General features: G+C 75.6%; 15 protein-coding genes. 6 read left to right on the top strand and 9 right to left on the bottom strand.

The features are described from left to right. Positions 1-35 precede the first annotated feature (35 nt). The 4 genes from AB0O82_RS28575 to AB0O82_RS28560 all read right to left on the bottom strand — a co-directional run bounded on the left by AB0O82_RS28575 (position 36) and on the right by AB0O82_RS28560 (position 1,980). Positions 36-476, bottom strand: a complete 441-nt coding sequence (locus AB0O82_RS28575) for a sigma factor-like helix-turn-helix DNA-binding protein (protein WP_363586795.1) — start codon at positions 474-476, stop codon at positions 36-38. A 79-nt stretch (positions 477-555) separates the two neighbouring features. Further along, entirely contained in the window at positions 556-1,356 is an 801-nt protein-coding gene (locus AB0O82_RS28570) for a helix-turn-helix transcriptional regulator (protein ID WP_363586794.1), read from the bottom strand. A gap of 18 nt (positions 1,357-1,374) precedes the next feature. Further along, complete coding sequence (locus tag AB0O82_RS28565; protein ID WP_363586793.1) at positions 1,375-1,608, bottom strand: hypothetical protein; 234 nt, start codon at positions 1,606-1,608, stop codon at positions 1,375-1,377. Between the two features lie 174 nt (positions 1,609-1,782). Continuing rightward, entirely contained in the window at positions 1,783-1,980 is a 198-nt protein-coding gene (locus AB0O82_RS28560) for a hypothetical protein (protein WP_363586792.1), read from the bottom strand. Between the two features lie 94 nt (positions 1,981-2,074). On the opposite strand from AB0O82_RS28560, the gene AB0O82_RS28555 reads away from it, so the two are divergent. After that, complete coding sequence (locus tag AB0O82_RS28555) at positions 2,075-2,833, top strand: hypothetical protein (RefSeq protein ID WP_363586791.1); 759 nt, start codon at positions 2,075-2,077, stop codon at positions 2,831-2,833. Between the two features lie 246 nt (positions 2,834-3,079). Here the strand turns inward: AB0O82_RS28555 and AB0O82_RS28550 are convergent, their stop codons facing one another. Beyond that, on the bottom strand, positions 3,080-3,595 hold the full coding sequence (locus tag AB0O82_RS28550) for a cupin domain-containing protein (protein ID WP_363586790.1): 516 nt from the start codon (positions 3,593-3,595) through the stop codon (positions 3,080-3,082). Between the two features lie 101 nt (positions 3,596-3,696). Here AB0O82_RS28550 and AB0O82_RS28545 point away from each other — a divergent pair, with 101 nt between their 5' ends. Beyond that, a complete protein-coding gene (locus AB0O82_RS28545; RefSeq protein WP_363586789.1) occupies positions 3,697-4,302 on the top strand; it encodes a hypothetical protein in 606 nt (201 codons plus the stop codon). Between the two features lie 154 nt (positions 4,303-4,456). After that, a complete protein-coding gene (locus AB0O82_RS28540) occupies positions 4,457-5,287 on the top strand; it encodes a BPL-N domain-containing protein (protein WP_363586788.1) in 831 nt (276 codons plus the stop codon). Between the two features lie 160 nt (positions 5,288-5,447). On the opposite strand, the gene AB0O82_RS28535 is transcribed toward AB0O82_RS28540, so the two are convergent. Next, entirely contained in the window at positions 5,448-6,311 is an 864-nt protein-coding gene (locus tag AB0O82_RS28535; RefSeq protein WP_363586787.1) for an alpha/beta fold hydrolase, read from the bottom strand. Positions 6,312-6,359: 48 nt separating this feature from the next. Between AB0O82_RS28535 and AB0O82_RS28530 the strand changes: the two genes are divergently transcribed. From AB0O82_RS28530 to AB0O82_RS28520, 3 genes are all read left to right on the top strand, one after another. Next, complete coding sequence (locus AB0O82_RS28530; protein ID WP_363586786.1) at positions 6,360-6,998, top strand: TetR/AcrR family transcriptional regulator; 639 nt, start codon at positions 6,360-6,362, stop codon at positions 6,996-6,998. A 209-nt stretch (positions 6,999-7,207) separates the two neighbouring features. Then, positions 7,208-8,017 (top strand): hypothetical protein, encoded by an 810-nt coding sequence (locus AB0O82_RS28525; protein WP_363586785.1) that lies wholly within the window; start codon positions 7,208-7,210, stop codon positions 8,015-8,017. A 157-nt stretch (positions 8,018-8,174) separates the two neighbouring features. Further along, positions 8,175-9,284, top strand: coding sequence for a PP2C family protein-serine/threonine phosphatase (locus tag AB0O82_RS28520; RefSeq protein WP_363586784.1), 1,110 nt, complete (start codon positions 8,175-8,177; stop codon positions 9,282-9,284). A 27-nt stretch (positions 9,285-9,311) separates the two neighbouring features. Here AB0O82_RS28520 and AB0O82_RS28515 read toward each other — a convergent pair whose 3' ends face one another. The 3 genes from AB0O82_RS28515 to AB0O82_RS28505 form a co-directional block, all read right to left on the bottom strand. Then, entirely contained in the window at positions 9,312-10,139 is an 828-nt protein-coding gene (locus AB0O82_RS28515; protein WP_363586783.1) for an alpha/beta hydrolase, read from the bottom strand. A 238-nt stretch (positions 10,140-10,377) separates the two neighbouring features. Then, entirely contained in the window at positions 10,378-11,700 is a 1,323-nt protein-coding gene (locus AB0O82_RS28510) for a deoxyribodipyrimidine photo-lyase (protein ID WP_363586782.1), read from the bottom strand. Positions 11,701-11,767: 67 nt separating this feature from the next. Continuing rightward, a complete protein-coding gene (locus tag AB0O82_RS28505; RefSeq protein ID WP_363586781.1) occupies positions 11,768-13,261 on the bottom strand; it encodes an SDR family oxidoreductase in 1,494 nt (497 codons plus the stop codon). Between the last annotated feature and the right edge of the window lie 332 nt (positions 13,262-13,593).

The following is a 13,593-nucleotide window of genomic DNA, read 5'->3' as shown; positions in this document are numbered from 1 at the left end:
GGTGGAACGACGGGAGCGGGCCGGGGCGGCGGCCGCTACCGGCGGACGGCCGCCAGCGAGCGCAGCTGCACGTGGACGGTGCCCGGTTCGGTGCCGGTCAGGGCGGCGACCTCGGCGGCGGGCAGGGCGAGGACCAGGTGCAGCAGCAGGACGTCCTGCTGGGGGGCGGTGAGGTGGGCGACCGGGCCGAGCGGGCGCGGGCCGGCCAGGGCGCAGACGCGTCGGCGGACCGCCTGCCAGGCGTAGGCGGCCGGGCTGGCGGTGGCGAGGGCGTCGAGCCAGTGGCCGCTGAGGTCGTCGAAGGCGCCCTGGACGGCCAGCGGGGCGTCGGCCGCGGGGAGCAGCAGGGCGGCGTAGTCGAGGTAGTGGCGCAGGTGGAGGTCGTACAGCGCCCACAGGCCCAGCGCCGGTCCGGTGGCGGTGGTCGTGGTGATGGTCGTGGTCGTGGTGGTCGGCTGTCGCGGTGGTGTCGGCATGGTTGATTCCCGAGGTGGCGCGGGTGGGTGCTGGTCCGCGGACGGGGCGCTGGTGGCGCGTTTCCGTCCGCGGACCGGGTCACACGAGTACCGGCGGGCCGCCGCCGGCGCCGTCGCGGCCCGTCCCGGCGGAGTGGCCGGGGTGGCCGGCGTCCTCGGCGCGGTCGGCGCGGTCGGCGGCCAGGCTGTTGCGCAGGGTCACCCACAGTTTGAACAGGATGTCCGTCGAGGTGCCGCTGCTGGAGGACTGCATGGCCCGGGTGAACTCCCGCTGGTACGTGCGGGAGTTGACCGGTGCCGGGGTGCGGGCGTTGTTCGTCCGCTCCCAGGCCGCCGCCCACAGTGCGCGGCGGGCCTCCTTGACCCCGCAGACCTCCATGTAGGTGAGGAACACCGCCTTGCGCAGCGGGGCCTCACCCCTGAGGACCAGCGCCAGGGTGCTGGAGGGCAGGCGCCCTCCCCCGGCCCGGGCCCGGCGGTCCAGCTCCTCCAGGGAGGGCCAGTCGGCCTTGCGCCGCATCTCGTGCATCGCCCGTCGCAGGTCGGCGAGGGAGTCGACCTGCTCGGGGTTGAGCCGTCGGGGCGCCCGGCGCTGGGTCCCGGAGGGGCGCGGGACGTGGGCCCAGTAGTTGGCCAGGGTCCACTTGCGGCGGGCCGCCTTGAGGTCGCCGTCGCAGGCCCGGGTGAGGGCCTCGACGACCTCCCAGTTCGGCATGGTCCGGCCGCTGGTGGCCCGTTGCAGGGTGGTCGGGTGGTAGTTGGTCCGGTCGGCGAGCTGACGGTAGGTCAACCCTGCCTCTTCACGCTGCTCGCGCAGCAACGCGGCGAGTCGGCCCAGGGCCGGCTCGGTCGCCGCGATCGGTTTCTCCTGGCGTCCCATCGCGGTCCGGCGTTCCTTCTAGGCCCGCCCCTGCTGGAGCCTGGCATTCAACAGCAGCCCGCCGGTGGCCAGTTCGAGCGCCGCTCCCGCCGACATGCCCGTCCTCACCAGGGCGGCGGCCACGACGACCACGACGACGACCACGGCCGTCCGCACGGGGCCGGACGACCAGGGCAGGCCCGGTCGCGGCGGCGCCGGGTGGCCGGCGGCGCAGTGGGCGGGGGCGCGCTTCTTCTTCCGCTTCCTCGTCATCGAGGACCTCCTATATCACCGTCTACTCCAACGGACGGGCACTTCGGTGGTTGGCGTCACGCGAGGAACCCGTTTCGCGCAACACTCTGTCAGGCGTACGGGTGATTCCCAATCGGTTCGGTGAACATCGCGAAGATTGATGCGCCAGAATCCCGGGCCCGGCCCGCAATCTCGTCACAACCCTGTGACATCAGTGCAGTTCAGGAACTCGAAACCGGAATTTGATGCATTTTTGTGCAACTCGCCCTTGTAGCCGTCCTGGCTGAATGTGACGATGTGCAGCAGCGTCATCCAGACCTGCGGGTCAGGAACCCGGGGGCGCTGTCTACTCCAAATTTTCGGGAACACCGGCAGCGGGCCGTGTTGGCGCATGGGCCCGTCCGAACAGCAGAGACCGCCCGGCCCCAGCGGCCCGAGCGGTCTCTCTGCATTTCCCCATTTCCCCGGCCCGAGAGGACCCCGACCGGTGAACGGCTTCGAGTACCTGCTCGGCATGCTGCTGGCCCAGCCCGTACGGGCCCGGGACGCGCTGCGCGCCCGTCTGCCCACCACCCGCCGGCTGCGCGCACTGGCCTCCTCGCCGCGGGTCGAGGCGCTGCGGGCCGCCGAGCGCGAGCGGATCCGCCGGCTGGTCGAGGGCCTGGCCGCGGTGGAGGGCGTGACGCACCTGCTGACCCGCGTCGCCGACCACTGCGACCGCCCCTCCTCGCTCGGCCTGCTCACCACCACCGCCGAGGGCCGCGGCGTGCTGGTCTGCCGGATGAGCGCCGCCGCCTACTTCGCCACCGGCGAGGACATCACCGCCGTCCTGCCCAGGATCGAGGCGGCGGGCCTGGCCGATTGGGGCTTCCCGAACACCTGGGGCGACGAACCGCCGTACTCGCCGGGCACGGTCGCCTACGCGCTGCGCTACCACCGCGACCGCGGCCTCTTCCCCGACGGCCGGCGGATGCCCGGCCCGAGCCTGTCCACCGCCGACGCCACCCTGGTCTGGGACCTGCCCGGCATCCCCCGCCCGGACCCGCACTGGCCGCGCAGGGGCAGCGACGTGCGCTTCCGGCACGAGCAGATCCCGCCGGACGGCGACCCGGCCGCGCTGCTGCGCGCCGCCCGCGCCGAGGGGCGGGGCCCGGTGCTGGTGCTCACCTTCGGCCGCGACTGGACGGACACCTGCACGTACCACGCCGTGCCGCGCGGGCGCGGGCGCGGGCGCGAACCGGGCTGAGCGGCCGGTGCGGCCGGGGGCGGCGCCCCGGCCGCACGCACGGTTCAGGCGCTCAGCACTGGGGCCGGCGGCCGTGGTTGGCCCCGCGCCGGGCCCGGGCCTTCTTCTTGCGGCGACGCTTCGACGACATGGCCACTCCTCTCGCAACCAGGACACCCCCGGCTTCCACCGTTCCACACCCGGCCCGCACCGGCCCGCCGGGAACGGCCGTCACGGGCCCCGGGCGGGGCAGGCGGGGGCGGGGCATCAGGCGCGGGCGGCGCTCCGGTCGAGGGCGGCACGCCAGGCGGGGCTGTCGACGTAGTGGTTGTCGAAGCGCCCGGCGGAGGCGGCGATCGCGCCCGGGTCGGTCTCGCCGCGCATGACGCGGCCCAGCAGGCGCAGGTAGTCGAAGCGGTCCATGCCCGGGGTGAACACGAACAGGACGTCGGCCTCGGCGCCCGGGGCGGCGGCGAAGGCGTGCGGGGTGTGCGGCGGCACGGCGAGGAAGTCGCCCTCGCCCAGGATCGTGACCTCCTCGCCGACCAGCACCTGCAGCGAGCCGCCGATGACGAAGAACAGCTCCCACGCCCGGGTGTGGAAGTGCGCGGGGGCCCCGACGGCGCCCTTGGCGAAGGTGGAGCGGTAGCTGGTGAACCCGCCCTCGGTGTGCGCCGAGTCGGCGAGCAGGGTCATGGTGCTGCTCGGGTCGGCGCAGGTCTCGGCCCCGGCGTGGCGGGTCAGCACGGGGGCGGCGGGGGCGGCGTTGCTCGTCGTCGTCATGGGACCAGGCTAGGGCCGGAAAGACCAGATATCAGGTGGCAATTCCATGCCGATTTCATGGGTCAATTCCCGGGGTCGGCGGCTGCTGGCAGACTGGCCCGATGACGACGGACGATCTTCTGCAGCACCAGGACGAACGGCAGGCCGAGGCCGGGGCGGTCAGCGCCGACCTGGGCCTGGACGAGCTGCTGGGCGCCCTCGGGGAACCGGTGCGGGTGGGCAGTTCGGCGCTGGGGTTGATGGTGCGCCGGGACCTGGACGTCACCGTGGTGTGCCCGCGCCTGGACACGGCCGCGCACGAGCGGGTGGCCGCGCTCGGCACGCGGCTGGCACTGCACCCGCGGGTGCGGCAGGTGCGCCTGCGCAACGACACCGGCACCTGGAACACCGACCCCGCCGCCTACCCCGACGGCCTCTACCTCGGCCTGGACTACCGCTGCCCGCAGGGCCGCGACTGGACCCTCGACCTGTGGTTCGTCGACGAGCCCGCCCGCCAGCCCGACCTCGCCCACCTGCGCGACCTGCCGCCGCGTCTCACCCCGCAGGCCCGCGAGGCCGTCCTGCGGATCAAGCACGCCTGGTCCGAGCACCCCGAGTACGGCCGCGGCGTGCGCGGCTGGGACGTCTACCGCGCCGTCCTGGACGACGGCGTGCGCACCCCGGAACAGTTCGAGCAGTGGCGCACCGCCCGGGCCGCGTCCGCCTGACCCGTCCGCCCGCGCTACTCCCCCGGGCCCGCGGCCCGTCAACGCGGACGGCGCGGGTGCACCCGTTCGGAGGGCGGACGTGCGGCGCGGGCCGCTGTGCCCGTAGCGTCGTCGCTGCACACGGCGTAGGTCCTGTCCGGGGAGGGTGTCAGCGATGGCGGCAGTGCCGGTCATGAGGGGTGGGCGGCGGCCCGGGCGGGCCGCCGCGGCCCTGGCGGTGGCGGCGGCGCTGCTGACGGCGTCCGCCTGCGGCGCCTCCCCCGTGTCGGACGGCGCGGCCGGCGACGCGGTCGCCGCCGCCGACGGGCGGCCGCTCGCGCTGGTCTACCGGGGCCCGGCGGCCTGCGAGGGCTGCCCGGAGGCGGCGCGGGAGCTGCTGGAGCGCGACGGCTTCGCGGTGCGCTACGTCGGGCCCGAGGAGCGGCTGCGTTTCGGCGCTGGCGTGCTGGCCGGCGCCGCGCTGTACGTGCAGCCGGGCGGCACCAACGGGCAGGAGGTGAGCACCGCGTGGGGCCTGCTCCAGCGCGACCCCGGCTTCTCGCCGGAGCTGGTGCGCGACTACGTCCGGGGCGGCGGTCGCTACCTGGGCCTGTGCATGGGCGGCTACCTGGCCGGCGATCCGGGCTACGACCTCCTGCCGGGCGACTCCGGGCAGTACATCCGCTCCCGGGGGGCGACCGTCACCGACGAGCAGGACCGCCTCGTCGACGTCGCCTGGCGCGGCCGCCCGCAGCGGATGTACTTCCAGGACGGCCCGTACTTCGACGTCGACGGCCCGGGCGTGGATGTCCTGGCCCGCTATTCCAACGACCGAGCCGCCGCCGTCACCGCCCCCTACGGCGCCGGCCGAGTGGCGGTCAGCGGCCCGCACCCGGAGGCCCCCGCGGACTGGTACCGCGACTACCACCTGCCCGACGAGTCGAAGACCGGCCTGGGCCTGGGCGACGACCTGCTGCACGACCTGATGGCGGCCCCCGCATCCTGACGTTCCGTCAAGTCCCCTACGGGCGGGCTGCGGTGTCACGCCCGCGCGGCGGGTCCTGCGGGGAACTCGGCGCGCAGCCGGGTGCGGGTGCGACGGGCCTCGGCGGGGGCGGGGCAGGGGCTCGGCGGGGTGCGGGAGCCCCCTGGGCCGGCCGGTGGCGCTACCGCCCGGCGGGGTACAGGACGCGGTCGGCCACCAGGTCCGGCCGGTCGGTCGGCAGGGCGTGGCCGGCGCCGGGCACGATCTCCGTCCGGGCCGAGGGCACGAGGCGGCCGAGGCGCTCGGCGACCGCGTGCGCGTCGTGCATGGCGCTGCGCTCCCCGAGCAGGAACAGTGCGGGGACGTCCAGGCGGCGCAGTTCCTCGTCGGACAGGACCGGGGGCACCGGGAGCGCGCGGCGGAACCCCATCGACGCGCGCATCAGGGCCATCAGTTCGGTCTCCAGGATGGCGCTGTTGCCGACCAGGCGGGCCAGCCGGGGGCGCAGCGCTCGCGGCGCGGTGGCGGCGAGGCCGCCGGCGATCACCCAGGCGTAGAAGCGGGCGCCGATGTCGGCGAAGCCGGCCGGGTCCACCAGGGTGAGGGAGGCGACCCGCCCGGGGTGGTGGATCTGGTGGTGGAGCGCCAGCCAGCCGCCGTAGGAGCAGCCGACGACCTGGGCGTCCGTCACCTCCAGTGCGGTCAGGAGTTCGTCCAGCCAGGCGGCCGCGTCCCGGCCGTCGGCGATCGGGGCGCTCTGCACGCTCGCGCCCGGTTCGCCGACCGTGTCGACGGCGATGACCGGGCGGTGGCGGGCCAGCGTGTCGATGTAGCGGTGCCACATCAGTGCGTTTCCGCCCGAGCCGGGCAGCAGCACGATCGGCTCGCCGTGCTGCGGGCCGGTCCGGTAGACGCGGGTGGTCCCGAACGCGGTCGGGAGGTCCAGCGCCGTCCGCGGCCCGGGCCACAGTTCCGTCAGGGCCCGCTCGTAGGCGGCGCGAAACCGGTCCCCGGCCTGGTCGTTCTTGAACTGGCTGATTCGCATGATACATGTGTATCACGGCATGATACGGGTGTACCAGGGAGGTCGTTCATGAACGCGCGGGTCGATCACGAGGAACGCCGGCGGCAGATCGCCGAAGCGCTGCTGCGCATCGCCGACACCCAGGGGCTGCAGGCGGCCAGCATGCGGGCGGTCGCCACCGAGGCGGGCGTCTCCCTGCGGCTGGTGCAGTACTACTTCACGACCAAGGAGGGGCTGCTGCTGGACGCGCTGGAGCGGCTCGGCGCCCAGCTCCAGACCCGCATGGCGACGTGGATCACCGAGGCCGCCACCCCGTCCACGCCGCGCGGCCTGGTGACCGCGGTCCTGTCCAGCATCCTGCCCACCGACCCGGAGAGCCGCCGGATCACCCGCACCTACGCCGCGTACTACACGCTGGTGCTCAGCGATCCCGCGCTGGTGGAGAAGCACGGGACGCCCCAGCCCGACCTGCTGGAGGGCTTCCTCGCCAAGCAGGTCCGCGCGGCCCAGCAGGCCGGGCAGATCGACCCCGCCAGGGACCCGGAGATGACCGCCGCCGGGCTGCTGGCCATGGTCAACGGCCTCGGCTCCAGCGTGCTCGGCGGCCAGCGCACCGGCGACGCCGCGCTGGCGATCCTCACCCACCACCTGGACGAGCTGTTCCGCGGCCGTCCCCGCGGTGACGCCCCGGACCTGCCGGCCGCCTGACCAGTCGACCCCCGGACCGGCCGGCCTTCCCCCGCCGCCGGGGGCGGGCCGCCGTTCGGCCGGATCCCGTCCGGCCGCCCCGCAGGCGCCCTGTCCGCCCCGCCGCCGGTGCACGAGAATGTGCCGGTCCCGCGCGAGGGGCTGGCGAAGCGGCCAACTCCCGTACCGGGCACTCCTTTTCCGTTACCGAATGGGGAGGTTCACCGACCATGTACAGGAGACTTCCGCAAGCCGTGCTGTCGGGTGTGCTGGTCGTGGCCTTCGCGGGGACGACCGCGTGGGCCACGACGACCACGGCGGGCACGGCCCCCGCGCCGGGCGTCGCCGCCGGGTGCGGGGCCGACGCGACCGCCCAGGGCCTGGCCAGTACCGCCCTCCCGAACACCCTGCTGGAGACGCCGCGCTCCGACGGGCGGACCGAACAGTTCCAGCAGTTCTACGACAGTTCGGCAGCCTCCCTCCTGCCCTTCGTCTGGCACCGCTCCCAGGAAGCGCCCGGGGGCGCCTACAGCGGCTGGGAGCGCGTCAGCGCCACCCCCGTGGGCCCGAAGCTGTACCAGGTGAGCGCCGTCGAGAACAGCGTCGGCGCCCTGGAGGTGTTCTTCGCCTCCTACGGCGGCTTCTGCCACACCGTCCTGCCCGCGCCCGGCGACTCCTGGACCCCGACCGAGAACTTCGAGCTGTCACCGCCGCCCTACCACGGCGGGCTCACGCTCTTCAGGGAACGCGACGGCCGGCTGCACGCCTTCGCCTCCGGCGCCGACACGAACGCGGCCATGGAGGTGCGCAGCCAGGACGGCGACGCCCGGGACTCCTGGGGCCCGGTGCGCCGGCTGCCCCGGCTGCCGGACCCCAACGCGGGCCTGGGCGCGCCGTCCTCGGTCGTCCAACTGCCGGACGGGCGGCTGCGGGTGACCGTCCGCGAGTGGAACCGCGACCGCTCCTGGCGGACCACCGAGGCGGACCGGTTCGTCTCCTGGGAACCGTGGCAGCTCTGCGCGGACAGCACCTGCGCCTGACGGCCGGGCGGCGGGCAGTCTGACGGCCGGGCCCGGGCAGGCGCTCCCGAGCGGGCACCGACCCGGGCGCTCGCCCGTCCGGGCGGGCTGCGCTGGCGGCCGGGTGGGGCCGCCGGTATGCCTGGGGGGACGGCGAGGCGGCGGAGAGGACGGCGGGGTGGGCGGCGCGGACGGGGACGGGAGCGGGGAGCGGGACGGCGGGGGGACGCGGGCGCCGGGCAACCGGGCGGTGGTGCTGGGGGTGCTGGCCTCCACCGCGGTGGTGCTGCTCGCCCAGGCGGCGAGCGGCACCAGCGCCCGGCTGGTGCTGCTGCTGGTGTTCCTGCCGGCCCTGCTGGCGGGGCTGGGCACCGTCGCGCAGACGGTCGCGGCCTCGGTGTGGGTGGCCGGGGTGGTGGCGGTCAGCACGGTGCTGTTCCCGCCGTCCTCGCTGGCCGCCCGGGTGGGCACCCTGGTGGGGGTGGTCGGCGCCGAGGCGGCCGTGGTCGGGCTGTGCGCGCGCCGGGTACGGCGCGAGCGGGAGCTGTTCCGGATGCGGCAGACCGCCGTCGCCCTGCAACGCCAGCTGCTGCGCCCGCTGCCGGTGCTCACCCCCGACGTCCAGCTGTACGGGCTGTACCGGCCGGTGGAGGAGGACGCCCTGGTCGGCGGCGACCTGTACGACGTCGCCGACACCCCGTACGGCACCCGGGTGCTGGTGGGCGACGTGCAGGGCAAGGGCCTGCCGGCGATCGGCGCGGGCTTCGCGGTGCTGAGCGCCTTCCGGGAGGCGGCCTTCCGGGAGCCGGCGCTGACCGGCGTCGCGGACGCCCTGGAGGCGGCGGTGGAACGGCACAACGCGTACGCGTTACAGGGCGGCGAGAGCGAGCGCTTCGTCACCGCGACCGTGCTGGGCGTGGAGCGCGGCGCGGACGTGCAGGCCGTCAACTGCGGCCACCTCGCCCCCTACCTGCTGCACGGCGGCCGGGTCGAGGCCGTGCCGCTGCCGGCCGGGGTGCCGCTCGGGCTGGCGGAGCTGACCGACGAGGTGCGCACCGTCCGGTGGTTCGCGCTGCCCGAGGACGGCGTGCTGGTGCTGCTCACCGACGGGATCACCGAGGCCCAGGACGCCACCGGCGCGTTCTACCCCGTCGAGCGGGGCCTGGCCGCCCTCGCCGCCGCCCCCGCCTCCCTGCTGCCCGAGGCCCTGGACCGCGAGGCCCGCCGCTGGAGCGGGGGCCGCAGCCGCGACGACGTCACGGCACTGTCCCTGCGCCGCGCGCCCTGAGGCTGCCGGGGTTCCCCCGAAGCGCCCTCACCGCTTCAGGAACTCCAGCAGGTCAGCGTTGAAGCGCTCCTTGTCGCCGGGGACCATCGCGATGCCGTGCGAGCCGTTCTCGTACACCTTCAGGACGGCGCCGGGGATGATCCGGGCGGCCCGGCGGGCGGTGGCCTCGACGGGGACGATCCGGTCGTCGTCGCCGTGCACGATCAGGGTGGGGATGTCGAACCCGGCCAGGTCCTCGTGGAAGTCGGTGTAGCCGAAGGCGTCCACGCAGTCGACGCCGCCCTCGATGGTCTGGTGCATCGCCATGAACCAGAAGGCGTCCCGGTTGCCCTGGGTGGCGCGGGAGCCGGGGCGGTCGGCGGAGAAGAAGTCGACGGAGGTGTCCTTCCAGAACTGGGAGCGCTCGGTGAGGATGCCGGCCTTGAGGTCGTCGAAGACGGTGCCGGGCACGCCGTGCGGGTTGTCGGGGCCCTGGAGCATGGACGGGGTGATCGCCGACAGCAGGACGGCGGAGCGGATCCGCCCGGTGCCGTGGCGGCCGATGTAGCGGGCGAGCTCGCCGCCGCCCATGGAGTGGGCCACCAGGGTGACATCGCGCAGGTCGAGCCCGGTGAGCAGGCTGTCGAGGTCGTCGGCGAAGGTGTCGAAGTCGTAGCCGCCGTAGACCGGGGCGGAACGGCCGTGGCCGCGCCGGTCGTGGGCGATGGCCCGCAGGCCGGCGTCCGCGACGGCCTTCAGCTGGTCCTGCCAGGCGTCGCCGTTGAGCGGCCAGCCGTGGATGAACACGACGGGGCGTCCGCTGCCCCAGTCCTGGTAGAAGATCTCGACGCCGTCGCGGGTCCTGGAGATGGGCATGCTCCTGCTCCTTCGGGTGGTGCGCCGGGGGTGGGGTGGCCTGCCGGGGTGACCTGCCGGGGGCGGCCTGCCCGGGGCCTGCCGGGCCGCAGGTTCATCCAACGGGAGGCGGGTGGGGCCCGCATCCCGCGGCGGCCGGGGCCCGCGCGGGAGCGGACGCGGCGCTACGCCGTTCGGATGAGTTCGGGCGAGGGCGGGCGAGTTCGGGTGAGGACGGACGAGTTCGGGCGAGGGCGGTTCAGCCGCTCTCGCGCAGGCGGGTGCCGAGGGCGTCGGGGGGCAGCAGGGGCGCCGGGTAGCCGGCCGGGGGCTCGGCCAGCTCCCAGGGGCGGTGGACGGCGCGGGCGGGCAGGTGGGCGAGCTCGGGGACCCAGCGGCGCACGTAGGCGCCGTCGGGGTCGTAGCGGTCGGCCTGGCGCAGCGGATTGAGGACGCGGTTGGGGCGGGTGTCGGTGCCGGTGCCGGCGACCCACTGCCAGTTGAGCTGGTTGTTGGCGAGGTCGCCGTCGACGAGCAGGGCGAGGAAGTGGGCGGCGCCGGGGCGCCAGTGGTGGCGCAGGCTCTTGGTGAGGAAGGAGGCGGTGAGCAGGCGGGCCCGGTTGTGCATCCAGCCCTCGTGGGCGAGTTGGCGCAGGCCGGCGTCGACGATCGGGTAGCCGGTGCGGCCCTCGCGCCAGGCCTGGAGCTCGCGTTCGTCGTCGTACCAGCGGACGGGGCGGGGGCGGTAGTCGGCGTGGGCGGCGTCAGGGCGGGCCGCGAGGACCTGGTGGTGGAAGTCGCGCCAGGCGAGCTGGCGCACCAGCGCGGCCGCGCCGGGGGTGTCGGACTTCCCGGCGCGGTGGGCGAGTTCGGTGGCGGACAGGCAGCCGAAGTGCAGGTACGGCGAGAGGCGGGAGGTGGCGTCGGCGGCGAGGTCGTCGTGCAACTGCTCGTAGGCGTCCGGGTTCCAGGCGCGCAGGCGGCGGCGGGCGGCGCTCTCGCCGCCGGGGGCGCGGCCCGGGGAGGTGCCGGCGGGGGCGGCGGGCAGCGGGGCGCTCGCGGGGCCGTCGGGGGTGGCGAGGGTGCGCGGGGCGGGCAGGACGGTGCGCCGGGGTGCCTGCTGCCAGGCGCGGTGGTAGGGAGTGAAGACGGCGTAGTGATCGCGCCCGGCCGGGGTGACGAGGCCGGCGGGGACGATGGTGAGCGCGGCGTCGTGCAGGTGCAGGCGCTCGCCGAGGGCGCGGCGCAGGGCGTGTTCGCGGCGGGTGGCGAAGGCGGAGACGCCGGCGTTGGTGTGGACGGTGTCGGCGCCGCACTCGGCGGCCAGGCGGGCGGCCTGTTCGACGGGGTCGCCGTGGCGCAGGACCAGGCGGGAGCCGGCGGCGCGCAGCGCCCGGTCGAGGTCGGCGAGGCTCTCGGCGAGGAAGGCCTGCCGGTTGGGGGCGGCGAAGCCGGCCCGGGCGATGGCCGGGTCGAGGACGAACAGGGGGACGACCTGGTCGGCGCGGGTGCGGGCGGCGTGCAGGGCGGGGTTGTCGTGCAGGCGCAGGTCCTGGGTGAACAGGACGACGGCGGTGCTCATCGGGGGCCTCGTGCGGTGGGGTGCGGGTACGGCGGCGGGTGTCGGGCGGCGGGTCGGGGTGGGGGTGTCAGCCGGCGGGTCGGGCGCGTTCGGTGATGTTGCGGGCCATGGCGCCGAACACCAGGGCGTGGAAGGGCGCCACCGACCACCAGTAGAGGTGGCCGGCCAGTCCGTGCGGGTGGAACAGCGCCCGCTGCTGGTAGAGCGCGCCGCCGGCGCCGTCGGGTGTCACGCGCAGTTCGAGCCAGGCCAGGCCCGGCAGGCGCATCTCGGCGCGCAGCCGCAGCAGGTGTCCGGGTTCGATCTCCTCGACCCGCCAGAAGTCGAGCGCGTCGCCGACCCGCAGCCGGTGGCGGTCGCGGCGGCCGCGGCGCAGGCCGACGCCGCCGGCCAGGCGGTCCAGGCGTCCGCGCAGGGCCCAGGCCAGCGGCAGGGAGTACCAGCCGTTCTCGCCGCCGACGCCCTCCACCACCCGCCACAGCGCGGCCGGGTCGGCGGCCACCCGGCGCCGGCGCAGGTCCTGGTAGAGGCTGCCGCCGGCCCAGTCGGGGTCGGTGGGCAGCGGGTCGCTGGGCGCGCCGGGCAGGGAGGCGGAGGACCAGCGGGTGGAGACCTGGGCGTCGCGGATGCGCCGCAGGGCCAGTTCCACGGCCCGGTCGAAGCCGGTCAGGCCCTCGGGCGGGTCGGGGATCCAGCGGGCGATGTCGTGTTCGCGGCACACCACCTCGTGGCGCAGCGACTCCACCAGCGGTCGGGCGAGCGAGCCCGGTACGGGGGTGACCAGGCCCACCCAGTGGCTGGACAGGCGCGGGGAGAGCACGGGCACCGGCACGATCAGGCGCCGGGGCAGGTCGGCGACCTCGGCGTAGTGGCGCATCATCAGCCGGTAGGTGAGCACGTCGGGCCCGCCGATGTCGAAGGTGCGGTCGACCTCGGGGGGCAGGGCGGCGGCGCCGACCAGGTAGCGCAGCACGTCGCGTACGGCGATCGGCTGGATGCGGGTGTCGACCCAGCGGGGGGTGACCATCGCCGGGAGCCGTTCGGTCAGGTGGCGCAGCATCTCGAAGGAGGCCGAGCCGGAGCCGATGATCACCGCGGCCCGCAGTTCGGCGGTGGGGACGCCGCCCGTGCGCAGGGCGCGCCCCACTTCGGCGCGCGAGCGCAGGTGGGCCGACAGGTGCGGTTCGGGGACCCCGGCGGGCAGCAGTCCGCCGAGGTAGACGATGCGCCGGGTGCCGGCGGCGGCGGCCGCCTCGGCGAAGGTCTCGGCGGCCTGCCGGTCCCGGGTCTCGAAGCCGGGCCCGGTACCCAGGGAGTGGACCAGGTAGTAGGCGGCGTCGATGCCGTCGAAGGCCGCGGGCAGGGACTCGGCGCGGGTGACGTCCCCGGTGACGGCCTCCACGTCGGCCCGCCAGGGCTGGTCCCGCAGCCGGAGCGGGTCGCGGACCAGGCAGCGCACCCGGTACCCGGCGGCGAGCAGTTCGGGCACCAGGCGCCCGCCGATGTAGCCGGTGGCGCCGGTGACCAGGCAGTGCGGGCGCGTCCGGGTCGGCTCGTCCACCTGCGGCTCCTCTCGTGCGGGCGGGTGCGCCCCCCGTGCCCCGCCAGGCGCGGGGGGCGCTGCCGGGGTGTTCGGAGCGGACGCGGCCGGGGATTGGACACGGCCGGGGATTCGAGTCTTCCAGGGGTCTCCTGCGGGCGCCTGGGCGTGCGCGCGGGGGGGGCCGGGAATCCGGGCGTGCGCGGGGGCCGGGAATCCGGTGTCCTTGGCGGGCAATCCGCGCCAGGTGCGGCTTCGAACGCCTGACGTCGCCGTGTTCCGTCGGCCCTGCCGGGTGTCCGCCCGGCCGGGATTCCCTGGAGGTCGTGCCATGCCCACCGTCCACTGGCCGG

The organism is Kitasatospora sp. NPDC088264 (genome assembly GCF_040685715.1).
Taxonomy (GTDB): domain Bacteria; phylum Actinomycetota; class Actinomycetes; order Streptomycetales; family Streptomycetaceae; genus Kitasatospora.
This window is presented reverse-complemented; position numbering and strand designations above follow the sequence as displayed.

Coding starts and splice junctions, on each gene's coding strand:
- AB0O82_RS28550 (WP_363586790.1), bottom strand. CDS start 3,595: ATGACGACGACGAGCAACGCCGCCCCCGCCGCCCCCGTGCTGACCCGC.
- AB0O82_RS28515 (WP_363586783.1), bottom strand. CDS start 10,139: ATGCCCATCTCCAGGACCCGCGACGGCGTCGAGATCTTCTACCAGGAC.
- AB0O82_RS28525 (WP_363586785.1), top strand. CDS start 7,208: ATGTACAGGAGACTTCCGCAAGCCGTGCTGTCGGGTGTGCTGGTCGTG.
- AB0O82_RS28540 (WP_363586788.1), top strand. CDS start 4,457: ATGGCGGCAGTGCCGGTCATGAGGGGTGGGCGGCGGCCCGGGCGGGCC.
- AB0O82_RS28510 (WP_363586782.1), bottom strand. CDS start 11,700: ATGAGCACCGCCGTCGTCCTGTTCACCCAGGACCTGCGCCTGCACGAC.
- AB0O82_RS28575 (WP_363586795.1), bottom strand. CDS start 476: ATGCCGACACCACCGCGACAGCCGACCACCACGACCACGACCATCACC.
- AB0O82_RS28565 (WP_363586793.1), bottom strand. CDS start 1,608: ATGACGAGGAAGCGGAAGAAGAAGCGCGCCCCCGCCCACTGCGCCGCC.
- AB0O82_RS28535 (WP_363586787.1), bottom strand. CDS start 6,311: ATGCGAATCAGCCAGTTCAAGAACGACCAGGCCGGGGACCGGTTTCGC.
- AB0O82_RS28570 (WP_363586794.1), bottom strand. CDS start 1,356: ATGGGACGCCAGGAGAAACCGATCGCGGCGACCGAGCCGGCCCTGGGC.
- AB0O82_RS28530 (WP_363586786.1), top strand. CDS start 6,360: ATGAACGCGCGGGTCGATCACGAGGAACGCCGGCGGCAGATCGCCGAA.
- AB0O82_RS28545 (WP_363586789.1), top strand. CDS start 3,697: ATGACGACGGACGATCTTCTGCAGCACCAGGACGAACGGCAGGCCGAG.
- AB0O82_RS28560 (WP_363586792.1), bottom strand. CDS start 1,980: ATGCGCCAACACGGCCCGCTGCCGGTGTTCCCGAAAATTTGGAGTAGA.